This is a genomic window from Serratia rhizosphaerae (assembly GCF_009817885.1).
Classification (GTDB): domain Bacteria; phylum Pseudomonadota; class Gammaproteobacteria; order Enterobacterales; family Enterobacteriaceae; genus Serratia_B; species Serratia_B rhizosphaerae.
Window position 1 is genome coordinate 1,427,174 of sequence record NZ_CP041764.1, and the last position, 21,617, is coordinate 1,448,790.

Below are 21,617 nucleotides of genomic sequence, written 5' to 3' on the forward strand. Positions count from 1 at the left end.
GCGTTATCCCAGTTGTCGAGCGCCTGCGGTATCCAGACGGCAAATATGAACAAAACCTTCATCGTTTTGCAGATAGTGATTCTTCAGCCAGTCGGCCATCCGCCGGGCGGTGTCGCCGTCGTCGCACACGGCGAACAGCGTCGGGCCGGAGCCGGAAATTCCGCAGGCCAGGGCGCCGATATCCTGCGCCGCCTTACGCGCTTCGGCAAAGCCCGGCAGCAGGCGGGTGCGGTACGGCTCGGCAATCACGTCCTGCATCAGCTTGGCGGCCAGCTTCGGCTGCTGAGTGTGGCAGGCATGAATAAAGCCGGCCAGATAGCGTCCGTGGCTGATGCAGTCCTGACGGCGGTACTGCGCCGGCAGAATGGCGCGCGCTTCAGCGGTAGAAACCTTGATTCCCGGATACGCCATCACCCACAGCCACTCGTCAAAACAGGGGACTTGCTGGCTGATGCTCCCCTCTTCCTCCAGCATCAGCTGCAGGCCGCCGAGGTAGCACGGCGCGACGTTGTCATAATGCACGCTGCCGGAGATGCGTCCTTCCAGCTCGCCCATCAACGCCAGCAGCTGCATGTCATCCAGCGGACGCTCGCAAAATTCATTCATCGCCATCAGGCCGGCGACCACCGAACAGGCGCTGGAACCGAGACCCGAGCCAATGGGCATATTTTTTTCCAGCCGCATCGCCACCGGCACCTCGCGGCCGATCGCCTGACAAAAGCGCTGCCAGCACTGATAGACGATATTGTCCTTAGGCTCCGCCGGCAGTTTGCCGACAAAGCGCCCGGCGTTTTCCAGGCTGAATTGCTCCGCGGCCTCGACGCTGACGCAGTCGCCCAGCAGCGTGCCGTCGACCGGCGAAACGGCGGCGCCCAGCACGTCGAAACCAACGCTGACGTTGCCGATCGAAGCCGGCGCATACACCTTAACCATATTAAACTCCCAACTTCCATGACAGCGTGCGCAGCAGATCGGCGAATACCCCCGCTGCCGTCACATCATTACCGGCGCCATAGCCGCGCAGCACCAGCGGCAGCGGCTGATAATAGCGGCTGTAGAACGCCAGCGCGTTCTCGCCGTTTTTCACTTTATACAATGGATCGTTGCCATCAACAGCGTCAATACGCACCTGGCAACGCCCCTCTTCAATCACCCCGACATAGCGCAATACCTTACCCTGCTCCGCCGCATCGGCCACCCGGCGGCTAAACGCAGCGTCCAGCTCCGGCAGACGCGCCAGGAAGCTGTCGGTATCGCCGCTGGCATCAAACTCCGGCGGCAGCACCGATTGCACCTCAATATCGCTCAGTTCCAGGTTGTAACCCGCTTCACGCGCCAGGATCAACAGTTTACGGGCGACGTCTATCCCGGACAGATCGTCGCGCGGGTCCGGTTCGGTATAGCCGTTACTCTTCGCCTGCAGCGTCGCCGCCGACAGAGACATGCCCTCATCCAGCTTGCCGAAGATAAACGACAGCGAGCCAGACAGAATGCCGGAGAAACGCGTCAGTTCATCGCCGGCGTTCAGCAGGTTCTGCAGGTTTTCAATCACCGGCAGCCCGGCGCCGACGTTGGTGTCATAGAGGAATTTGCGGCGCGAGCCCGCGGCGGCGGCGCGCAGCTGATGATAAAAATTCATCGACGAGGTGTTGGCCTTCTTGTTCGGCGTCACCACGTGGAAGCCGTCGGCCAGGAAGTCGACATACTGATCGGCCACCGCCTGGCTGGAAGTACAGTCGACAATCACCGGGTTCAGCAGGTGATACTCCTTCACCAGACGAATCAGTCGCCCAAGGTTGAAGGTCTCCTGTGCCTCCGCCAACCCTTCACGCCAGCTGTCCAGCGCAATGCCGTGCACATTGGTCAGCATGGCGCGCGAGTTGGCGATGCCGCACACCCGCAGGTCGATATGCTTTTGCTTCAGCCACTGCTGCTGGCGGTAGATCTGCTCGATCAGCGCGCCGCCGACGCCGCCGGTGCCGATCACGAACACTTCCAGCACCTGGTCGGTGTTGAACAGCATCTGATGACTGACGCGTACGCCGGTGGTGGCATCGTCATTACTGACCACCACCGAGATGGAGCGTTCGGAAGAGCCCTGGGCAATGGCGACGATATTGATATTGGCGCGGGCCAGCGCGGAGAAGAAGCGCGCCGAAATACCGCGCAGGGTGCGCATGCCGTCGCCAACCACCGAGATAATCGCCAGGTTTTCCGTCACATCCAGCGGTTCCAGCAGGCCGTCTTTCAGCTCCAGATAGAACTCGTCGCCCAGCGCGCGGCGCGCGCGCGGCAGCTCACCCTGCGGCACGCAGAAGCTGATGCTGTATTCAGAAGAGGACTGGGTGATCAGCACCACCGAGATGCCGGCGCGCGACATCACGGCAAACACCCGCGCCGCCATGCCGACCATGCCTTTCATGCCCGGGCCGGAGACGTTGATCATCGCCATATTATTCAGATTGGTGATACCTTTCACCGGTGTATCTTCATCCACGCACTCGGCGCCGATCAGCGTACCGGGCGCCTGCGGGTTGGAGGTGTTTTTAATCAGGCAAGGGATCTGGAACTGGGCGATGGGGGTAATGGTGCGGGGGTGGAGAACTTTGGCGCCGAAATAGGACAGCTCCATCGCCTCCTGATACGACATCGACTTCAGCAGTCTGGCGTCCGGCACGGTGCGCGGATCGCAGGTATACACCCCGTCGACGTCGGTCCAGATTTCACAGCAGTCGGCGCGCAGGCAGGCCGCCAGCACCGCAGCGGAGTAATCGGAACCGTTGCGCCCCAGCACCACCAGCTCGCCCTTGTCATTCCCGGCGGTAAAGCCGGCCATCAGCACGATATGGTCAGCCGGAATGCCCATTGCGGCGATGCGCAGTGTGGATTCGGCGATATCGACGGTGGATTCCAGATAGTGCCCTTGAGCCAGCAGCTTCTCCACCGGATTGATCACGGTAACCGGGAAACCTTTCGCCTGGAATACCGCCTCCATAATGGCGATCGACAGTTTTTCACCGCGGCAGATAATGCCGGCGTTCACGCTGTCCGGGCATTTACCCAGCAGCGCCACGCCGTGCAACACCTGCTTGAGCTGCGCAAACTCATGCTCGACGCGCGCCTTGAGGCGTTCGTGGGCAAAGCCCGGCAGCGCCTGCGCCAGGCCGTGCAGCAGCTCGGCGAAAATACGCTCCGCGTCGCTCATAGTTGGCAGAATGTCTTGCCCGGCCAGCGTTTTTTCAACCATCGCCACCAAGTGGTTGGTGATCTTCGCCGGCGCGGACAATACCGCCGCTACCTGTCCCTGACGGGCATTGCTTTCCATAATCTCGGCGACGCGCAGAAAACGTTCCGCATTCGCTACCGAGGTTCCGCCAAATTTCAGCACTCGCATCTCTGTTATCTCCCGAATTTAAGCCAAAAAAAAGCCCGCACTGCTAAGGTGCGGGCTTTTTTCTTCTTGTTTCCTGTACGCGTCAGCCCGCCCCGTTACCTGTGGTATCGGTGGTGGTAATAATTGTGGTGTTCAGGCTGATGTGTCGCATAACGTCTGTCTGTCTCATTTAATCCTCTGTCCCCTCTATTGGTTAAAGCAATCCCTAACCCAAGTCAAATTATTTCTTGTTTTTGCTCGTTTTCCGTTCAAGCAGCGAATTGGGGGATGAAACGGACAAAAAGGCAAAACTGCAGCATAAAAAAACAGTCATACGGCAATATTGCAGACGATCACGCTGAATATACCGGCCATAAGCCGGCCTTCACTTCGTTAATTTTTTTTCAATATCGTGTAACAACGTATGCAGCATCATCGTGTCGCGCCGCGGCAGCGACCCCAGCCGCTGCTGCAGCCAGTCGCGCAGCTTTTGATCGTCCTCGACCGCCAAATGATGCAATAACCGCTCGGCGCGTTGACGCAGCGCCTGCAGTTGCCCCGCGTCAGCCGTCGCTTCCGGCGCCGGCGCCGCTACGTTCATCAAAGCGGAGAGCTGATAGCAGTACACCATCACCGCCTGCCCCAGGTTTAACGAAGGGTAATCGGCCTGCATCGGCACGCCCGTCAGCAGATCGGCCAGTGCCAGCTCCTCGTTGGTCAGCCCGGAATCCTCCCGGCCAAACACCAGCGCCGCCTGCGAAACCCACTGCCTACGTTCCTCTAACTGACCGAGCAACTCCTGCGGCGTGCTGTAATAGTGGAAACGGGCGCGGCTGCGCGCGGTGGTGGCCACGGTGAAATCGACATCCGCCAGCGCTTGCTCCAGCGTGGCAAAGTGCAGCGCCGCATCCAGGATCTCACCGGCGCCGTGCGCCACCCAGCGGGCCGCCGGTTGCAAATGCGCATCGCTGTCGACGATGCGCAGCGAGCTAAAGCCCATGGTTTTCATCGCACGCGCTGCGGCGCCGACATTTTCCGGCCGCGCCGGCGCCACCAAAATGATATGTAACTGCATAAGTACTCCACGGCGTTAAACAGCATCACGCGTTTTGTTTTAGCTGCCGCCAAAATCTTTACAACTTAGCAACAAAAACACCAACATTTAATTATGAGATAACAAAACGGGCAATTGAGTAAATAAATTTAATGTAATCTATATAAATATAATTTATTTCTTGGTGAACTTAATTATCAAGGCGTTATTACCGCCTCACCGCCAATCATTCGAAAATTGTAACCTATCGAGGCCAGCAATGCTGAATCGTTCACAGAATTTACCCTGCGGCGACTTAAGCCGGCAGTTCTGTAAGTGTTTTTCACAAATCTGTTAACGTGCTACAATTGAATTTGATATATGTCAACAAAGCGTAGTTTTGTTGGGTGATGAATTCGGCATCTACTGTTATATTGCTGTTAATAGGGTTAGGATATGCGCCGTTTTGGCACCCTAGGGGTTAAAGGGAATAGCATCCCCACCAAGCTAGCGATCTTGTTGACATTAAGATGGAAAGTGCATCAAGAACGAGTTTCCGTACTTTAGTCATTTGGCATGAGGGAACGTGGCGATATCTCCGCCCTCCTCTAAGAAAACAAAGACTTCTGTACTTCCTGTTTTCTATTTTGTTGGCAATTTTAGGTAGCAAATATGCAGACCCCGCAAATTCTGATTGTCGAAGACGAGTTAGTCACTCGTAACACCCTGAAGAGCATTTTCGAGGCGGAAGGCTACATCGTGCATGAAGCCAATGATGGTGCAGAGATGCACAACATTCTGTCCGAAAATGACGTTAATCTGGTCATTATGGATATCAACCTGCCGGGTAAAAACGGCCTGTTGCTGGCGCGCGAGCTGCGTGAACAGGTCAGCGTTGCCCTGATGTTCCTGACCGGGCGCGATAATGAGGTGGACAAGATCCTTGGCCTCGAAATCGGCGCTGATGACTATATTACCAAACCGTTCAACCCACGCGAACTGACCATCCGCGCACGCAACCTGCTGTCACGCACCATGAATCTGGGCAGCGTCGGCGAAGAACGCAAGCAGGTTGAAAGCTACAAGTTCAACGGCTGGGAGCTGGATATCAACAGCCGCTCGCTGATCGGCCCGAACGGCGAACAGTACAAACTGCCGCGCAGCGAATTCCGCGCCATGCTGCACTTCTGCGAAAACCCGGGCAAGATCCAGTCGCGCGGTGAACTGCTGAAGAAAATGACTGGCCGCGAGCTGAAGCCGCATGACCGCACCGTCGATGTGACCATCCGCCGCATCCGCAAGCACTTCGAATCTACGCCGGATACGCCGGAAATCATCGCCACCATTCACGGCGAAGGCTACCGCTTCTGCGGCGAGCTGGAAGAGTAATTCTTACCGGCGGTAATTGAGAGGGGTCAGTCAACTGTCCCCTCTTTTGCATGATTAGCGCGCGGCATTCCAGGGAATAATCGGCACGGCACTGATCGCATTCTTCGGCGAACCGTCCACCACCTTGTCCGAATACGTCAGGTAGACCAGCGCATTACGCGTTGCGTCGTAGAAGCGCACCACCTGCAGCTTTTTGAATACCAGCGACGTGCGCTTCTGGAACACCACGCTGCCTTTATTCTTGCTGTTTTTAATCTTTTCACTCAGTTCAATCGGCCCGACCTGCGAGCAGGAAATCGCCGCGTCCGCGGTATCTTCCGCCAGTCCTAGCCCGCCTTTGATACCGCCGGTTTTGGCACGGCTGATATAACAAGTTACATTTTTAACATCCGGATCGTCGAACGCCTCAACCACAATCTTATGGTCCGGACCAAACAGTTTAAACACCGTATCCACCGAGCCAATCTGTTCAGCCTGTGCGCTATTGGCCATAACGCCGGCCAGACAGAACAATAATATCCATAACTTTTTCATCTAGTTAACTCCAAGAAGTCCCGAACAATACATCCACTATTATTATTAGTTTTATTTATGATTTGGAAGAGAAAAATAACCCTCTTCCGTCACGCTCCGCCTTTGTAGCACAGAGCGTAAAAAAAATCTTTGAGAGTCTCGGAGGAAAAAAATTGTTATTATGCGGCGGCGTCATTTCTTTGCGCCTGCGAAGATGCCCTCAGCCTCAATGTTTTATGCAGTACGGCACTCCCGAGGCCAAGCGCGCAACGCATGCCAAAATAATTCGACTTGTATCAGGCTACGGCCCGCTCGCCGGCACAGCGCCGAACGTGTGACAAGGCGTGACCAGACGCCGTCATGATACAGCTTGAAGTAGACCGGGATTTAACGGCAGGGAACTCGCCGTTGATCACCAGCACCCGCGTAATGCATTAACATACCCGGGTTCCGACCCAAAGCTCTACGAGGACGATCTATGGATCAAGCCGGTATCATTCGTGATCTGCTTAGCTGGCTGGAAAGCCATTTGGACCAACCTTTGGCGCTGGATAACGTGGCAGCCAAGGCGGGATATTCAAAATGGCATCTGCAACGGATGTTCAAAGATATTACCGGTAACGCCATCGGCGCTTATATCCGGGCAAGAAGACTGTCGAAAGCGGCGGTCGCGCTGCGCTTGACCAGCCGCCCAATACTGGATATCGCCCTGCAATACCGCTTTGACTCGCAACAGACCTTCACCCGAGCATTCAAGAAGCAATTTGCCCAGACGCCTGCGCTGTATCGCCGGGCCGAGGACTGGAACGCGTTCGGCATCTGTCCGCCGATCCGTCTGGGGGCCTTCACGCTGCCACAGCCGGAGTTTGTCATCCTGCCGGAACAGCAGATGATCGGCCTGACGCAGAGCTACTCCTGTACGCTGGAGCAGATCTCCAACTTCCGCACCGAACTGCGCTCCCAGTTCTGGCGTCACTACCTGGGCGAGGCAACCACGCTGCCGCCGGTTCTGTACGGCCTGCACCACTCCCGCCCTAGCCAGGAAAAGGACGACGAGCAGGAAGTGCTGTACACCACCGCGCTGGAGCCGCATCACGTGCCCGACACCGTCAGCGAAGGTCAGCCGATCACGCTGCAGGGCGGCGAATATGCGCTGTTCCGCTACGAAGGGCCGAGTGCTGGCCTGCAGGATTTCATCCTGACGCTGTACGGCACCTGCCTGCCGCTGCTGGAGCTGACGCGCCGCAGAGGCTATGACATCGAGCGCTTCCATCCGAAGGGCAGCCGTCTGCCGCCCCAGCCGCCAACCGAGATCAACTGCGAATATCTGATCCCGATTCGCCGTTAACGCTGCAATTCGTCCAACGCGGGCATGTCGAGGTGCGATACATCGCCCGCCGTTTCGACGATCCAGCCGGAGGCCAGCCACGGGCTCTGCTGATGGTCAACGCGTGACAGTGAGCAGTTACGCAGGCGCAGACGACGCTCGGCATGCGCCGGCAGCCCGAGAATGGTGCCAATCAGGCAGCCAAGCGCGATACCGTGGCTGACGATCAGCGGCTTGCTGCCTTCCGGCAACATCAGGCAACTCTCCAGCGCCGCGCGCATCCGCTCCGCCAGCTCGCTCATTGATTCCCCCTGAGGGATACGGGCGTCAGGCGTACCATCAACCATCTGTTTACGCCACTGCTCTTCCTGCGGCGTCAGACCGTCGATAAGACGCTCTTCCAACACGCCCATGTGCAGCTCGCGCAGGCGCGGCTCAGCAATCACTTCGCAACCGCAGGCGTCAGCGATAATCTGCGCGGTGCGGCGGGTTCGGCCCAAATCACTGGTAATCACATGCGTGATGCCTTCGCGGCTGACGCGCCTGGCGACCAGCTGCGCCTGATGTTCGCCCATCGCGGTTAACGGGCTGTCGGACTGACCCTGAATGCGGCGTTCCGCATTCCATTCCGTTTCGCCGTGGCGAACAAGGTATACCTGTAACATTTTTCTTTTCCGTTATACTGCGTGAAACTTGCGTTTATCTTTCAGGGCCTGCGCCTGCGCGCGCCCATGCGTAGGATAAGCTCTTAGCATAAGGATGCCAGACCCGTTTATGTACCATGTTGTTGCTGCAACTACCAACCCGGCAAAGATCAAGGCTATTCAGTTGGCCTTTGACGACACCTACGGCGCCGGTCAGTGCCATATCGAACCCGTTGACGTCGCCAGCGGCGTGTCTCTGCAGCCTATCGGCAATGCTGAAACCCGCACCGGCGCGCGCCAACGCGTGACGCAAGCGCGTCAGACGCGCCCGGACGCCGACTTCTGGGTCGGTGTGGAAGCGGGAATTGAAGACAATATGACCTTCGCCTGGATAACCGTCGAAAATCCGCATATCCGCGGCGAATCGCGTTCCGCCAGCCTGATGCTGCCGGAAGCCGTGCTGCAGGGGATCCACGCCGGACGTGAACTGGGCAGCGAAATGGCGACCATTACCGGCAATGCCGATATCAAGCGCCAGGGCGGCGCCATCGCCATCTTCACCAACGGACGACTGAGCCGCACCAGCGTTTACCATCAGGCGCTGATGCTGGCGCTGGCGCCGTTCCTCAACCCGATTTATCAGCATCCTCAGCCACGCTAAACCGACGGCGGACGCGCTATGGCGCGCCGTTCAGCAGCTGTTGCTCCAGCCACTGCTTCAGCGCCGGCGGCGCCGCCTTCAGGCTGTTGGAGCCGCGGGTAATGGTCGCAATCCCGGCGCCCAACTCATTCTTCAGCTCGCGCTGACTCATCTCGCCGCGCATCAGCTCCTGAATAATCCGTACGCGCGTGCCGAGGGCGGTGCGCTCGTCCGGCGTCAACAGCAGCTGCATCAGCGGCTGATGCAGATCCCGATCAAAGGAACCCTGCAACAGCGCGACAAAACGCTGCCAGTCTTCATTGCCTTGTTCTGAAAGAGCAGGATCGTTCAGTGATAATTGCGTCATGGCGGCCACCATACTATTTAACTAGTACAGCAGCATACCATAACGCTCCACAAATCAATAACGCCGCTGCCACTCCGCATCGGTCAGCACTTTTTCCGGTTGATGCATGAAATGGCGGTAAAACACGTCATAGGCCAGCACGTTCTTCACATAACCGCGCGTTTCCGAGAACGGAATGCTCTCGATAAACGCCACCGCATCAATCCGGCCGTCGCTGTTGTTCAGCCAGGTGTTCACCCGCGACGGGCCGGCGTTATATGCCGCCGACGACAGAATGCGGTTGCGGTCAAACTGCTGGAATACCGACTCCAGATAGCTGGTGCCGATGGTGATATTGGTCTGCGGATCGAACAGCTGGCTGGCGCTGCTGTAACCCGGAATGCCGAACTTCTGCACCGTGTGCTGCGCGGTGCGGGGCATCACCTGCATCAGCCCCGCCGCCCCGACCGGCGACTGCGCCTTCGGGTTCCAGGCGCTCTCCTGACGGGAAATCGCCATGGCATAGCTCTGCGTGATGCCTTTCCCCTCGGTAGCACGGCGGTATTCATCCGGCCAGGCGACGGGGAAACGCTCCTCCAGGTGGTTCCACATTTTACCGACGATAGTCGCCTGCACGCTCAGATCGGCCCACCGCTGCTCGAACGCGTAGCGCGCCAGCGCTTCCTGTTCCGGCTGGCTGCGGCTGGCCACATAGGCGTTCCACTCGCCGCGCGCCAGGTTGTCCATATTCCAGTACATCAGTTCGCGCACCCGTGCGACTTCCGGACCGCTCACCAGCGAGGTACGCGGCTTGGCCGCCACCGCCACCATGATCGGGTAAGTTTCATTCAGCTTCTGCGCGGCCACCATCGGATAGAAGCCACGTTCATTCATCAGCCGGCGCAGCATCTCCTCGCCTTCCTGACGCTTGCCTTCATCCATCAGCATACTGGCGCGCCAGTAGCGCCATTCGTCTTTATTGCGCGACTCTTCCGGCAGACGCGCCAGCCAGGTTTTCAGCCCGGCGCGGTCGCCGGTGCCGAGCGCCATGCGCACCCGCCGCTCCAGCAGCGACGGCGACTGGCTGCGCAGGATCACGCTGTCGCGCCACTGCGCCTGCTCGCTGGTTGCGTCATTGCCCATCAAGCGCCACGCCACCGTTTCTTCCAGCTCAAGGCGGTCGCTTTCGCTCATTTTTTGCAGACGCGCCAGCGTCGGGATCATCGCGCGTGCGTTCTCCGCGTCCTGACGCGCCAGGCGGGTGAAGGCAATCTGGGTGACCGAACGGGTAAAATCGGTCGGCCCGACGCTGCGCGCAAACCCTTCCACGCTGGCCGGATCGTTTTGCAGACTCACCAGCGCATCGCCCATGGTCTGATAGTCCGACGGCAGCTGCCGCGACAGGTGCGTCACCAGCCCGCCGTTGCCCTCTTTCAGCGCCAGCTTCATGCGTTCCAGCGTCGCCAGCGGCGTTTGCTCGCCGGACGATTGCCAGACGCTGAACAGTTTATCGCAGGCGTTCGGCAGCGATTTCCCCGACCGCCAAATCTCCTTCACCCCGCGCCAGGCGGCCTGTCGCTCGCCGGTCGCCCACTCGGCGTAATAGTAGTTGCAACGCGCGGCGACAGGCTTCGGCGGCTGCGGACTGAAGGCCAGCAGGCCGCGCCAGTCTTCGCGACGCGCCAGTTCATTGACAAAGCGCGACGACAGCGACTTCGCCGGCGGCAGCGTCGGATGCTGGCGAATAAATTCGCCGACCTGTTGATAGCTGACGCTGCCGAGATCCTGCGTCAGCTGGCGATATTCCAGATAAGGGTAAAGCGGGTAGTCGCGCAGCGTCGGCATCAGCTGAGCCACCACATCCATTTGCTTATTGTCCCATGCCTGCTTGATCTGCTGATAACGCTCGCGCTGGGCATCCAGCGAATCAGCCAACGCCGCGCCCGAGAAAGCCGTCAGACACACGCCAATTGCCAGAAACCGCCACTTGTCCACCTTGACCATACTGATTCTTTCCTCGCTGGTTGTCTTGTCTTAAGCCGCTTACCGCGGGCGAATGGCGCTGCGCCGAGCGCTGTTGTCTCATCATAGACAGCATAAAACGCTATCCATTCACCAAAAATTGCCGATGCGCCGCAACCAAAACATTCTTCTACCCTGTCCGTTCACGGCACCGGAAACCACCTGATTATTCTGAATCTCCCCGCTTCCTGCCCGCCGTCACGCCCGGCGTACAGCTTTCACATCGGGAAAAAGCGCCTGCGCGGCAGGCTGCGTTTTTTCTTCTTGCAAAAACAAGTAAGATAATTCTTATAAAACGTCATATAAACCGCACAACGGCGGCTGATTATAATACAATCCGCGCAAATTATAGGTTATATAATGTCCGTCACGCTGGGCGATAATTCGCTTTTCATAATGATTTTTCTTTATTTTTTTAGGTAACGCTGCAGAAACAGGCGAAATTGGCCCATGAAGAGATCGAAGCACGCCGGCAGCTTAACCCACATCGCCAGGGGCTCCTTTCGGAGCTTATTTTTCTCTCGTCCCTATCTTCTCGGGTTACTTCTGCTGTTGTCGTTTGGCGGCCGGACCGCCACAGAAAATGCAGAACAGGTGCAGTCGCGTACTCAGGCCGTCACCACCGTGGTGCTGGGTATTATCAGCTATACCCGCTGGTCTACGCCGCCTAATCCTGTTCGCCTGTGCGTTACCGCACAAACGCGTTACGCTGACGGCCTGTTCAGCCCGCTGCTGCTGGAAGCCCCGCATCCGATTAAAACACAGCGGCTGCCGCTTGATAGCAACATACTGTCGCAGCAGTGCGACGTGATCTATCTCGGAGACGTCAGCAATGCACAGCGCCGGGCGCTGATCCCACGCATCGCCGGCCATTCGATCCTCGTCATCAGCGAAAATGATACGGAATGCAGTGCGGGTAGCGCCTTCTGCCTGCAGCCCCGGGGCAAACAGATCGGCTTTAAAGTCAACCTGGATGCGCTGGCGCGCAGCGGCGTGCGCGTACACCCCAACGTACTGCAACTGGCGCGTAAGCTGGAGTCGTCATGATCGGGCTGTTCCGCAGAAAACGCGTCGCCCATTCGCGGCCGACGCTGGGCAAGGTGCTGCAGCGCATGAACCTGAGCCTGGCGCTGATCGCCGTCGGCACCGCCGGCATCTTCCTGACGCTGGTCGCCTTGCTTGCGCTGCGCGCCTACGCCAACCACAACCTGCATCTGATCGCCCGCTCCATCAGCTATACGGTGGAGGCAGCGGTGGTCTTTGACGATCGCAGCGCCGCACGCGAGGCGCTGATGCTGATCGCCTCCAATGAAGAGGTGTCGGAGGCCAAAATACTGAACAAGGACGGCAGGCTGCTGGCCTACTGGCATCACCCCAAAGACGGCCCGCTGCACGGCCTGGAGCAGTTGGTCGCGCGCTGGGCAATGCCGGAGGCCATCGAACTGCCGATCAATCACGAAGGAAAACTGGTCGGTAAAGTCTGGCTGAGCAGCCACGGCGGTAGTCTGCTGCGCTTCTTACTGCGCGGGCTGGCCGGCATTATCGCCTGCCTGGCGCTCAGCACCCTGTGCGCCCTGATTCTGTCGCGGCGCATGCTGCACGGCATCGTGCGTTCACTGAATGATATCGCCAACGTTGCCCACGTAGTGCGCAGCGATCGCAGCTTCGGACAGCGGGTGCCGTCGGCGCCGATTGCCGAACTGCACGAGCTGAGCAACGACTTCAATGGTCTGCTGGAGGAGCTTGAAACCTGGCAGGCGCATCTCAAACAGGAAAATGATTCGCTGACCCATCGCGCCACGCATGACAGCCTGACCGGTCTGCCAAACCGCGCCTTTTTTGAAGGCCAGCTCAGCCATGCCCTGAGCCATATCACCCCGGAAGAAAAACTGGCGGTGTTGTTTATCGACGGCGACCGTTTCAAGGAAGTCAACGACAGCCACGGCCACGCCGCGGGCGATGCGGTGCTGACCACCATCGCCGGCCGCATCCGCTCGCAGCTGCGCGACGGCGACGTGGTGGCGCGTATGGGCGGCGATGAGTTCGCCGTGCTGCTGTCGCCGGTGCGTCGGCAGGCGGACGTCACGCGCATCGCCGACAAGATTATCGACAGTATGACGCAGCCGGTGGCGCTGCCGAATCAGCAACAGGTGATCGCCTCACTCAGTATTGGCATTGCCTTCTACCCCGATCATGCGGCAACGTCTCAGGGGTTGCTGCACGAAGCCGATGACGCCATGTATCAGGCGAAGCATCGTTATCACGGAGGTTGGCGGTTGGCGATCCAGAAATAGCCCCCCAACCGATCAGGAGGAAAACAGGGAATCATTATGATCAAGCAACGCTTCACACAACCTTTTTCACTGCTGGCGATGATGTTTATCGCCGTGCTGGCGCTGGCCGGTTGCCAGAGCAAGCAAGGGCTCACGGCAGAACAGATTGCGCTGCTGCAGGCGCAAGGGTTCAAGCTGACGGATAAGGGATGGGAGTTCGGCATGTCCGATAAGGTGCTGTTCGGCAATAACGTCGGCAAACTCAGTCCGGAAAGCGCAGAGACGGTCAAAAAAATGGGGCGGGCGCTGCTGAGCGTCAACATCGTTAAATTCCGCCTGGACGGTCATACCGACAACTATGGCGAAGACAGCTACAACGATCGGCTATCGCTGCGCCGCGCCAACACCGTCGCCGATCAGTTGGCCAGCGTCGGTATTCCGCGCGCCGCTATCGAGACCCGCGGCATGGGAAAACGCGATCCGGTCGCCGATAACAGTACGTCCAAAGGTCGCGCCGAAAACCGCCGCGTGTCGATCATCGTCACGCCATAACCGCCGTAAAATGCGCCTTTCCAGGCGCATTTCCATGATATACCTTAAATAATTCGAGTTGCAGGCAGGCGGCAAGGGAGAGAATCCCAATGAGCTTACTCAAGTAAGTGGTTCGGGTAACTAAGCGCCGCCAACGCACCCGCAGCTTGAAGTATGACGGGTATACTTAGCGATCGTCATACGATAGCTGGGATCGAACGCAAAAACGGGCTACACTCCCGCCCCAGACATCCTGATTAATTCCCGCGGCTTTCAAACGGCGCCCATCGGCGCGCACATTGAAAGCCCTCAACGGTAAACCGATATAGCGAGGCTCGAGCAACGTGGCTCAATACGTCTATACCATGCACCGCGTCGGCAAAGTGGTACCGCCGAAGCGTCATATACTGAAAAATATCTCCCTCAGCTTCTTCCCTGGGGCCAAAATCGGCGTACTGGGCCTGAACGGCGCCGGTAAGTCTACCCTGCTGCGCATTATGGCCGGCATCGATAAAGACATCGAAGGCGAAGCGCGCCCGCAGCCGGGCATCAAAATCGGCTACCTGCCGCAGGAGCCGCAGCTTAATCTGCAGCACACCGTGCGCGAGTCGGTGGAAGAGGCGCTGGCGGAAGTGGTCGGCGCGCTGAAGCGCCTGGACGAAGTGTACGCGCTGTACGCGGAAGAAGACGCCGACTTCGACAAACTGGCCGCCGAACAGGGCCGCCTGGAAGAGATTATCCAGGCGCATGACGGTCACAACCTCAACGCTCAGCTGGAACGCGCCGCCGATGCGCTGCGCCTGCCGGAGTGGGACGCCAAGATTGAGCACCTGTCCGGTGGTGAACGCCGCCGCGTGGCGCTGTGCCGTCTGCTGCTGGAAAAGCCGGACATGCTGCTGCTGGACGAACCGACCAACCACCTGGACGCCGAATCCGTCGCCTGGCTGGAGCGCTTCCTGCACGACTTCGAAGGCACCGTAGTGGCGATTACCCACGACCGTTACTTCCTCGACAACGTCGCCGGCTGGATCCTCGAACTGGACCGTGGCGAAGGCATCCCGTGGGAAGGCAACTACTCTTCCTGGCTGGAGCAGAAAGACGCGCGTCTGGCGCAGGAAGCCTCTGCCGAAGCCGCACGCCGCAAATCGATCGAGAAAGAGCTGGAGTGGGTGCGTCAGGGCGCCAAAGGCCGTCAGTCAAAAGGCAAGGCCCGTCTGGCCCGCTTTGAAGAGCTGAACAGCACCGAATACCAGAAACGCAACGAGACCAACGAACTGTTCATTCCGCCTGGCGCGCGACTGGGCGACAAAGTGGTCGAAGTCAGCAATCTGCATAAATCCTACGGCGACCGCGTGCTGATCGACGATCTGTCGTTCTCACTGCCGAAGGGCGCCATCGTCGGCATTATCGGCCCGAACGGCGCCGGTAAATCCACCCTGTTCCGCATGCTTTCCGGCGCGGAACAACCGGACGGCGGCAGCATCACGCTGGGCGACACCGTCAAACTGGCCTCGGTCGATCAGTTCCGCGACAGCATGGACGACAAGAAAACCGTGTGGGAAGAAGTCTCCGGCGGTCAGGACATCATGCGCATCGGCAACACCGAAATGCCAAGCCGCGCCTACGTCGGCCGCTTTAACTTCAAAGGCGTCGATCAGGGCAAGCGCGTCGGCGAACTGTCCGGCGGCGAGCGCGGCCGTCTGCACCTGGCCAAGCTGCTGCAGGTTGGCGGCAACGTGCTGCTGCTCGATGAACCGACCAACGACCTGGATATCGAAACCCTGCGCGCGCTGGAAAACGCCCTGCTGGAGTTCCCGGGCTGTGCGCTGGTTATCTCGCACGACCGTTGGTTCCTCGACCGCATCGCCACCCACATCATCGACTATCAGGATGAGGGTAAGGTGGAGTTCTTCGAAGGCAACTTTACCGAATACGAAGAGTACAAGAAGCGTACGCTGGGCGCCGACGCGCTGGAGCCGCACCGCATCAAGTACAAGAAGATCGCCAAATAAGCGCGGCGCGCTTCTCTTTGCCAAGGCCCGCGATCGCGGGCCTTTTTATTGGCTGCCGTTCGGCCGGACAAACGCCACGCACAGCGTCTGGGCCTCCTCCTGCGGATCGGCCCGGAACGACATCTCCTGCCGCCGGTCGATATGCAGCGACGGCCACTGCGCCAACGCACCGTCAAAATCGTTCTGCGCGCACGTCTCCCCCAGCCGCCCGAACAGCGCCACGCCGTGCCGCGCCAGCTGTGCTGCATCAAGGTGAGCATTATAGATATTCGGCCGGAGATCATTGGACCAGCGGGTAATGACCTGCGGGCGAGAATCGGCATATAGCGTCATCCACTGCGATAAATAGGCGCCGCCGACATAGCGCAGATCGGTGCCGTAGCGCTGCCGCCAGTGCTGTTCCATCGTGGCGCTGAACGCCTTGATACCCACCATCTTCTGCCCGGCGTTGCGCACATTGCCCAGCATCACCGCCGCGTAGCCCAGGTATACCGCCAGCGCGGCGCACAGCAGCCCGATCGTCGCCGCCCGCAACGAACGCGTCGGCAGCTGACGTACGCAACCGACCAGCAGCGCCGGCGCCACGATAAAGAACGGCTGCAACCATTCGGTCAGCCGGCCGCCGACGCGGAAGAAGAACCAGAAGGCGATAATCCCCAGCGGCAAAAGGTACACCCACAGCAGCACCCGCGTCGACCGAGTGTCCGGACAGCCCAACTCCGCGCCGGCGCGCCGCAGGATCCACCACAGCACCAACAGCGGGTAAAACACCAGCAACAACGAACGCAGAACACCGACGTTAAGCTGCATACGGGTCTGCGAGCCCACCCATCGGAACGCGGAAAAATCATGGTGCCAGAGCCAGAGCACATTCGGCAGCACCAGCGCCAGCCAGATCGCCACCGCCAGATAAAACGGCGGCTGGCGATAGCAGCGGCGAATCTGCGGCACCATCAGCGTCGACAACACAATGAAATAAACAAAGGCGAAGGTGGAGTATTTCGCCATCATCGCCAGACCGGCTGCGACGCCAAAGGCCGGCCACCAGTTGGCGGAGCGGCTAATCGCCAGGTGGAAAAACAGCAGCATCCACGGCCACAGCATCACCAGCAGATAGTTGTCGTTATAGGGGATAATGTCGAAATTGATAATGCCGGACAGGTTGAGCGTCAGCATCGCCAGCCAGGCCAGACGCCTGCTGCCGCTCAGCCGCCGCGCCAGCAGCCACACGCCCAGCATACCGATAGCGATCGCCGCAAAGTGCCCGGCGTACCAGTAAACGTTCAACGGTATGCCCGGCAGCCAGATCGCCGGACGCATGGCCGCGCCCACCAGCCAGGGATTTTTCGGCGAGCCCCATTCGGCATTCAGGCCCCAGTTCAGCGCCTCGACGGCGTCGTAGGGCAGTGTAGGATCGAGCTGAACGCTGAGCAGCGTCCACGCCGCCGCATAGCCCAGTAACCACAGAATAAGTAAACGATACGTCATGGTTTTTACTGTCTTTATCGTGACAAAAAACCTAACGTAATCAGCACAGCGTGAACATTACGTAAACAGCGGCGCATATCGCGGCCCGGCGTTGCGGCGAGCGCACAATCAGCTAATCAGCCCGCCTGCGGCACGTCTTTCACCCGGCCGACGTCCGCCGCCATCAGCTGCTGCACCAGCTCCACACAGCGCAGGAAGCGCTCATCGTAGTCGCTGGACTCGACACGTACATACTCAATGTTATTGGCGTGCAGCATCTCTTCAAGCAGGTTCTGGAACGCCTTGCGCTCGCCGGGGCTGCCCAGGCTGCGCAAACCGTCCGCCACCCACGGCGTGTTGTTCTCCAGCAGGATCACCAGATCGAAGCGATACTCATCGATCAGCGCCTGCACAAAGGGGTGTTCCCGCCCTTCGTACTTTTTGCAGAACGCCTGCGTGGTCACAAAATCGGTATCGATAAACGCCACCTTGTTGGCGTACTTCACCGCAAAATCCACGTACTGCGCCTGGCCCAGGGCAATCTTGTCGTAGTCGGAATATTGCAGCGCCATTTCGTCGCCGCCCAGATGGGAGAACACATAGTCGCGGCCGTACTCCCAGGCGCTGGTGGTATTGAAGATATTGGCCAGCTTGTTGACCAGCGTCGACTTACCGCTGGACTCGCCGCCCAGTATCGCCACGGTGCGCACAAAGAACGGCTTCACTTCGGTGGGAATATATTCCCAGTAGCGGAACGGGTCCTGGCGGATCTGCCGGCCGCTGATCTTCATAAACGAACGTTCAGGATCGATCAGGATGGTTTCCGTCGCCAGATATTCGCGGTAGCGCGGCGCATCCTGCGTTTCACTGGAATAAATCACGCTCGGCATAATGCCCTGCTGTTCCATAAACTGCTTCATGCCGTTGCTCCACACGCCCCAGCCGTGCGGATACGGCTCGATGCCCTGTTCGTCGAACGCATGGATATGGATATTCTTCTGGTATTTGAAGGTTTGCAGCAGCCAGCGCAGGCGGTCGCTGACCGTCGGCTGCTGCGACATCGAACTGTTATCGAACAGCTCGCGATCGCGCGGTTCGTCGTAACACAAAATCACATGCAGCTCATCCACCTGGCTGCAGGCGCGCTGGATCAGATAAATATGGCCGGTGTGCAACGGGTAAAATTTACCAAACACCACGCCGACCTTTTTCTCCCGACGCGGAAATTCCAGACCAAGAAAGCGGTGCAGCGCCTCCAGTTTCTGCGCGCTGGGACTCTTGATTTTGTCATTAAGCAGCTGGCTGAGATAGCCTTTGGTCATGCCGCTGGCGTCCGCCACCTGTTGCAGGGTGCACCCCTGCTGCTTAATCGCCGCCTTCAGATAATCAAATTGCCGCATCACGCCTCCTGTTCAATATGCTAAACACGTTAGCACAGATTCCTTCCGCTGACGGCCATTAAAACTCATCCAGCACCGCCAGCGCATCCGCCAGCTTTTTCACGCCGAACACCTGCATATTGGCCGGCATTTTTTTCGGCACGTTGGCGTGCGGCACGATGGCGCGTTTAAAACCGTGTTTGGCCGCTTCCGAAATACGCTCCTGACCGCTCGGCACCGGGCGGATCTCGCCGGCGAGGCCCACCTCGCCGAACACCACCAAATCCTGCGGCAGCGGGCGGTCACGCAGGCTGGAGACCAGCGACAGCAGCAGCGCCAGATCGGCGCTGGTTTCCGCCACCTTCACGCCGCCGACTACGTTGACGAACACGTCCTGATCCGCCATCTGCAACCCGCCGTGACGGTGCAGCACCGCCAGCAGAATCGCCAGACGGTTCTGCTCCAGCCCCACCGCCACGCGGCGCGGGTTGGACATCATCGAGTGATCCACCAGCGCCTGGATCTCCACCAGCAGCGGCCGCGTACCTTCCCACACCACCATCACCGAGCTGCCGGAGGTCACCTCGCCGCGGCTGAGGAAAATCGCCGACGGGTTGCTGACCTCGCGCAGGCCCTGCTCGGTCATGGCGAATACGCCCAGTTCATTGACCGCGCCGAAGCGGTTCTTGTGGCTACGCAGGGTGCGGAAGCGGGAATCGGCGTCGCCGTCGAGCAGAATCGAGCAGTCGATGCAGTGCTCCAGCACCTTCGGCCCGGCCAGCGAGCCGTCTTTGGTGACGTGGCCGACCATCACGATCGCCACGCCGCGGGTTTTGGCAAAACGCGTCAGGTAAGCGGCGGTTTCACGCACCTGCGCTACGCTGCCCGGCGAGGACTGGATATCCGCCATATGCATCACCTGAATCGAGTCGATCACCATCAGTTTCGGCTGTTCCTGCTCAGCGATCAGGCAGATTTGCTCAATGCTGGTTTCCGACAGCATATTCAGGTTGCCGGTCGGCAGCCCCAGGCGGTGCGCGCGCATCGCCACCTGCTGCAGCGACTCTTCGCCGGTGACGTACAGCGTTTTCATCTGCTCCGACAGCTTGCACAGCGTTTGCAGCAGCAGGGTACTCTTGCCGGCACCGGGGCTGCCGCCGATAAGGATCGCGCTGCCCGGCACCACGCCGCCGCCGAGCACGCGATCAAACTCCAGAAAACCGGTAGAAAAACGCGGCAGCTCTTCCAGGCTGATCTCCGACAGCCGCTGCACCTTGCTGACGCCGTTCTCGCCGGCATAGCCGCTGAAACGCTCGTTGCGCGCCGCCGCAGGCGAGGCGGCCAGACGGACCTCGGTAATGGTATTCCAGGCCTGGCACGCGCTGCACTGCCCCTGCCAGCGCGGATAATCCGCCCCGCACTCATTACATACAAACGCCCGTTTCGCTGCTTTTGCCACGTGTTACCTCTTGGAGAATACTGATTTGCTGATGATTCGGCCCGCGCCCGGCGGGCAACGATTAGCGCACTTCGTGTTTCAGGCTGCCGCTCAGCACGCATAATACGCCGATCAGATCGGCATGACGAATCGCCACCTGAGCCTTGTCATACACCGTCGGCTTGGCGTGATAGGCAATGCCCAGCCCCGCCGCCTGCATCATTTTCACATCGTTGGCGCCGTCGCCGATCGCCACGGTCTGCTGCGGCTCAATGCCCAACTTTTCCGCCAGCTGCGTCAGCGTATCGGCCTTGTACTGAGCATCAACAATCGGTCCCACCACTTCGCCGGTCAGCTTACCGTCGCGGATTTCCAGCTCATTGGCGGCCACCGCCACCAGCTTCAGCGTATCGCGCAGGTGCTCGGCATAATAGGTGAAGCCGCCGGACGCGATGGCAACGTGCCAGTCCAGCGCCTGCAGCTTCCGCACCAGATTGACCAGCCCCGGCATCAGCGGCAGGTTATCGCGCACCTGTTTGAGGATATTGGCGTCGGCGCCCTTCAGCGTACCGACCCGCTGCCGCAGGCTGGCGGAAAAATCCAGCTCGCCGCGCATCGCCCGCTCGGTCACTTCGGACACCTGCTCGCCCACGCCCGCCAGCTTGGCGATTTCATCAATGCACTCAATCTCAATCGCGGTGGAGTCCATATCCATCACCAGCAACCCCGGCGTACGCAGATGCGGGATCTTGCCGAGCGGCGCCACGTCCAGCCCGCTCTCCGCCGCCAGCGTTTTGGCGCGCGCCGTCAGCGAACCGGCCAGACGCACCACCTGGTAATCCTCCACGCGCCAGGCGGTGACGATCACCATCGCCGCGCCGAGCCGACGCTGGAACTGCGTGATACGCTCTTTATCCAGTTTTCTGCCGTAGAGTAGCCAACCGGTGTGGCCCGCCCAATAATCTAGCGGCATCACTTCGTCACCGCTCAGTGAAAGGGGAAGACCCGGCCATTGGGAGATCTCGGCCGGGAGGTCACAATAGGTCAGACTATTCGACATCATTAACTCCTGAAGGGGCAGCTATAAGGTATACCCGCCTGATTCTACGTTGCGGCAGCGTGAAACCAAAGCGGCAACGGCGGGCAAAGACAGGCAACACACGTGATATACCCTAAATAGTTCGCGTTGCAGGAAGGCGGCAAGGGAAGGAATCCCGCTGGGCTTACCCA

Annotated in this window: 19 protein-coding genes and 1 other annotated feature; of the genes, 7 read left to right on the plus strand and 12 right to left on the minus strand. The window is 59.2% G+C overall.

Features of this window, described 5'->3' with window-relative positions; genetic code table 11:
* Positions 1–3 precede the first annotated feature (3 nt).
* The 4 genes from thrB to FO014_RS06725 form a co-directional block, all read right to left on the minus strand.
* Entirely contained in the window at positions 4–933 is a 930-nt protein-coding gene (thrB, locus tag FO014_RS06710) for a homoserine kinase (protein WP_160028481.1), read from the minus strand.
* A gap of 1 nt (position 934) precedes the next feature.
* Positions 935–3,394 (minus strand): bifunctional aspartate kinase/homoserine dehydrogenase I, encoded by a 2,460-nt coding sequence (gene thrA, locus FO014_RS06715; protein ID WP_160028483.1) that lies wholly within the window; start codon positions 3,392–3,394, stop codon positions 935–937.
* Between the two features lie 24 nt (positions 3,395–3,418).
* Positions 3,419–3,538, minus strand: a sequence feature (Thr leader region).
* Positions 3,477–3,563 (minus strand): thr operon leader peptide, encoded by an 87-nt coding sequence (thrL, locus tag FO014_RS06720; protein WP_343039582.1) that lies wholly within the window; start codon positions 3,561–3,563, stop codon positions 3,477–3,479. Its footprint overlaps the feature before it by 62 nt.
* 195 nt (positions 3,564–3,758) lie before the next feature.
* Positions 3,759–4,448: a tRNA/rRNA methyltransferase gene (locus tag FO014_RS06725; RefSeq protein ID WP_160028485.1), complete on the minus strand. Its 690-nt coding sequence runs from the start codon at positions 4,446–4,448 to the stop codon at positions 3,759–3,761.
* Between the two features lie 630 nt (positions 4,449–5,078).
* Between FO014_RS06725 and arcA the strand changes: the two genes are divergently transcribed.
* The gene (gene arcA / locus FO014_RS06730) at positions 5,079–5,795 is read left to right on the plus strand and encodes a two-component system response regulator ArcA (protein WP_015670837.1); all 717 of its coding nucleotides are present in this window, start codon (positions 5,079–5,081) and stop codon (positions 5,793–5,795) included.
* A 54-nt stretch (positions 5,796–5,849) separates the two neighbouring features.
* Here the strand turns inward: arcA and creA are convergent, their stop codons facing one another.
* On the minus strand, positions 5,850–6,329 hold the full coding sequence (creA, locus tag FO014_RS06735) for a protein CreA (protein ID WP_160028487.1): 480 nt from the start codon (positions 6,327–6,329) through the stop codon (positions 5,850–5,852).
* 457 nt (positions 6,330–6,786) lie between these two features.
* On the opposite strand from creA, the gene robA reads away from it, so the two are divergent.
* On the plus strand, positions 6,787–7,656 hold the full coding sequence (gene robA, locus FO014_RS06740) for an MDR efflux pump AcrAB transcriptional activator RobA (protein ID WP_160028489.1): 870 nt from the start codon (positions 6,787–6,789) through the stop codon (positions 7,654–7,656).
* On the opposite strand, the gene gpmB is transcribed toward robA, so the two are convergent.
* Positions 7,653–8,300: a 2,3-diphosphoglycerate-dependent phosphoglycerate mutase GpmB gene (gene gpmB, locus FO014_RS06745; RefSeq protein ID WP_054307757.1), complete on the minus strand. Its 648-nt coding sequence runs from the start codon at positions 8,298–8,300 to the stop codon at positions 7,653–7,655. The two genes, robA and gpmB, sit on opposite strands and share 4 nt — an antisense overlap.
* Positions 8,301–8,409: 109 nt before the next feature.
* On the opposite strand from gpmB, the gene yjjX reads away from it, so the two are divergent.
* Positions 8,410–8,940 carry an inosine/xanthosine triphosphatase gene (yjjX, locus tag FO014_RS06750; protein WP_160028491.1) on the plus strand — a complete coding sequence of 177 codons (531 nt, stop codon included), beginning with the start codon at positions 8,410–8,412 and terminating at the stop codon, positions 8,938–8,940.
* 16 nt (positions 8,941–8,956) lie between these two features.
* Here yjjX and trpR read toward each other — a convergent pair whose 3' ends face one another.
* Both trpR and sltY read right to left on the minus strand, forming a co-directional pair.
* Complete coding sequence (gene trpR / locus FO014_RS06755; RefSeq protein WP_160028493.1) at positions 8,957–9,286, minus strand: trp operon repressor; 330 nt, start codon at positions 9,284–9,286, stop codon at positions 8,957–8,959.
* Positions 9,287–9,340: 54 nt separating this feature from the next.
* On the minus strand, positions 9,341–11,260 hold the full coding sequence (sltY, locus tag FO014_RS06760; RefSeq protein ID WP_160031371.1) for a murein transglycosylase: 1,920 nt from the start codon (positions 11,258–11,260) through the stop codon (positions 9,341–9,343).
* 477 nt (positions 11,261–11,737) lie between these two features.
* On the opposite strand from sltY, the gene yfiR reads away from it, so the two are divergent.
* From yfiR to ettA, 4 genes are all read left to right on the plus strand, one after another.
* Complete coding sequence (yfiR, locus tag FO014_RS06765; RefSeq protein ID WP_160028495.1) at positions 11,738–12,334, plus strand: regulatory sequestration protein YfiR; 597 nt, start codon at positions 11,738–11,740, stop codon at positions 12,332–12,334.
* Positions 12,331–13,581 (plus strand): diguanylate cyclase DgcN/YfiN, encoded by a 1,251-nt coding sequence (dgcN, locus tag FO014_RS06770; RefSeq protein WP_160028497.1) that lies wholly within the window; start codon positions 12,331–12,333, stop codon positions 13,579–13,581. Before yfiR ends, dgcN begins: the two co-directional genes overlap by 4 nt.
* Positions 13,582–13,617: 36 nt before the next feature.
* Entirely contained in the window at positions 13,618–14,112 is a 495-nt protein-coding gene (yfiB, locus tag FO014_RS06775) for an outer membrane lipoprotein YfiB (protein ID WP_160028499.1), read from the plus strand.
* Positions 14,113–14,435: 323 nt separating this feature from the next.
* A complete protein-coding gene (ettA, locus tag FO014_RS06780) occupies positions 14,436–16,103 on the plus strand; it encodes an energy-dependent translational throttle protein EttA (RefSeq protein ID WP_105229693.1) in 1,668 nt (555 codons plus the stop codon).
* A gap of 45 nt (positions 16,104–16,148) precedes the next feature.
* Here the strand turns inward: ettA and FO014_RS06785 are convergent, their stop codons facing one another.
* From FO014_RS06785 to serB, 4 genes are all read right to left on the minus strand, one after another.
* Positions 16,149–17,591 carry a glycosyltransferase family 39 protein gene (locus FO014_RS06785; protein WP_160028501.1) on the minus strand — a complete coding sequence of 481 codons (1,443 nt, stop codon included), beginning with the start codon at positions 17,589–17,591 and terminating at the stop codon, positions 16,149–16,151.
* Positions 17,592–17,707: 116 nt separating this feature from the next.
* The gene (nadR, locus tag FO014_RS06790; protein WP_160028503.1) at positions 17,708–18,970 is read right to left on the minus strand and encodes a multifunctional transcriptional regulator/nicotinamide-nucleotide adenylyltransferase/ribosylnicotinamide kinase NadR; all 1,263 of its coding nucleotides are present in this window, start codon (positions 18,968–18,970) and stop codon (positions 17,708–17,710) included.
* Between the two features lie 58 nt (positions 18,971–19,028).
* Entirely contained in the window at positions 19,029–20,408 is a 1,380-nt protein-coding gene (gene radA, locus FO014_RS06795; protein ID WP_105229690.1) for a DNA repair protein RadA, read from the minus strand.
* A 61-nt stretch (positions 20,409–20,469) separates the two neighbouring features.
* Positions 20,470–21,447 (minus strand): phosphoserine phosphatase, encoded by a 978-nt coding sequence (gene serB, locus FO014_RS06800; protein ID WP_105229689.1) that lies wholly within the window; start codon positions 21,445–21,447, stop codon positions 20,470–20,472.
* Positions 21,448–21,617: the final 170 nt, after the last annotated feature.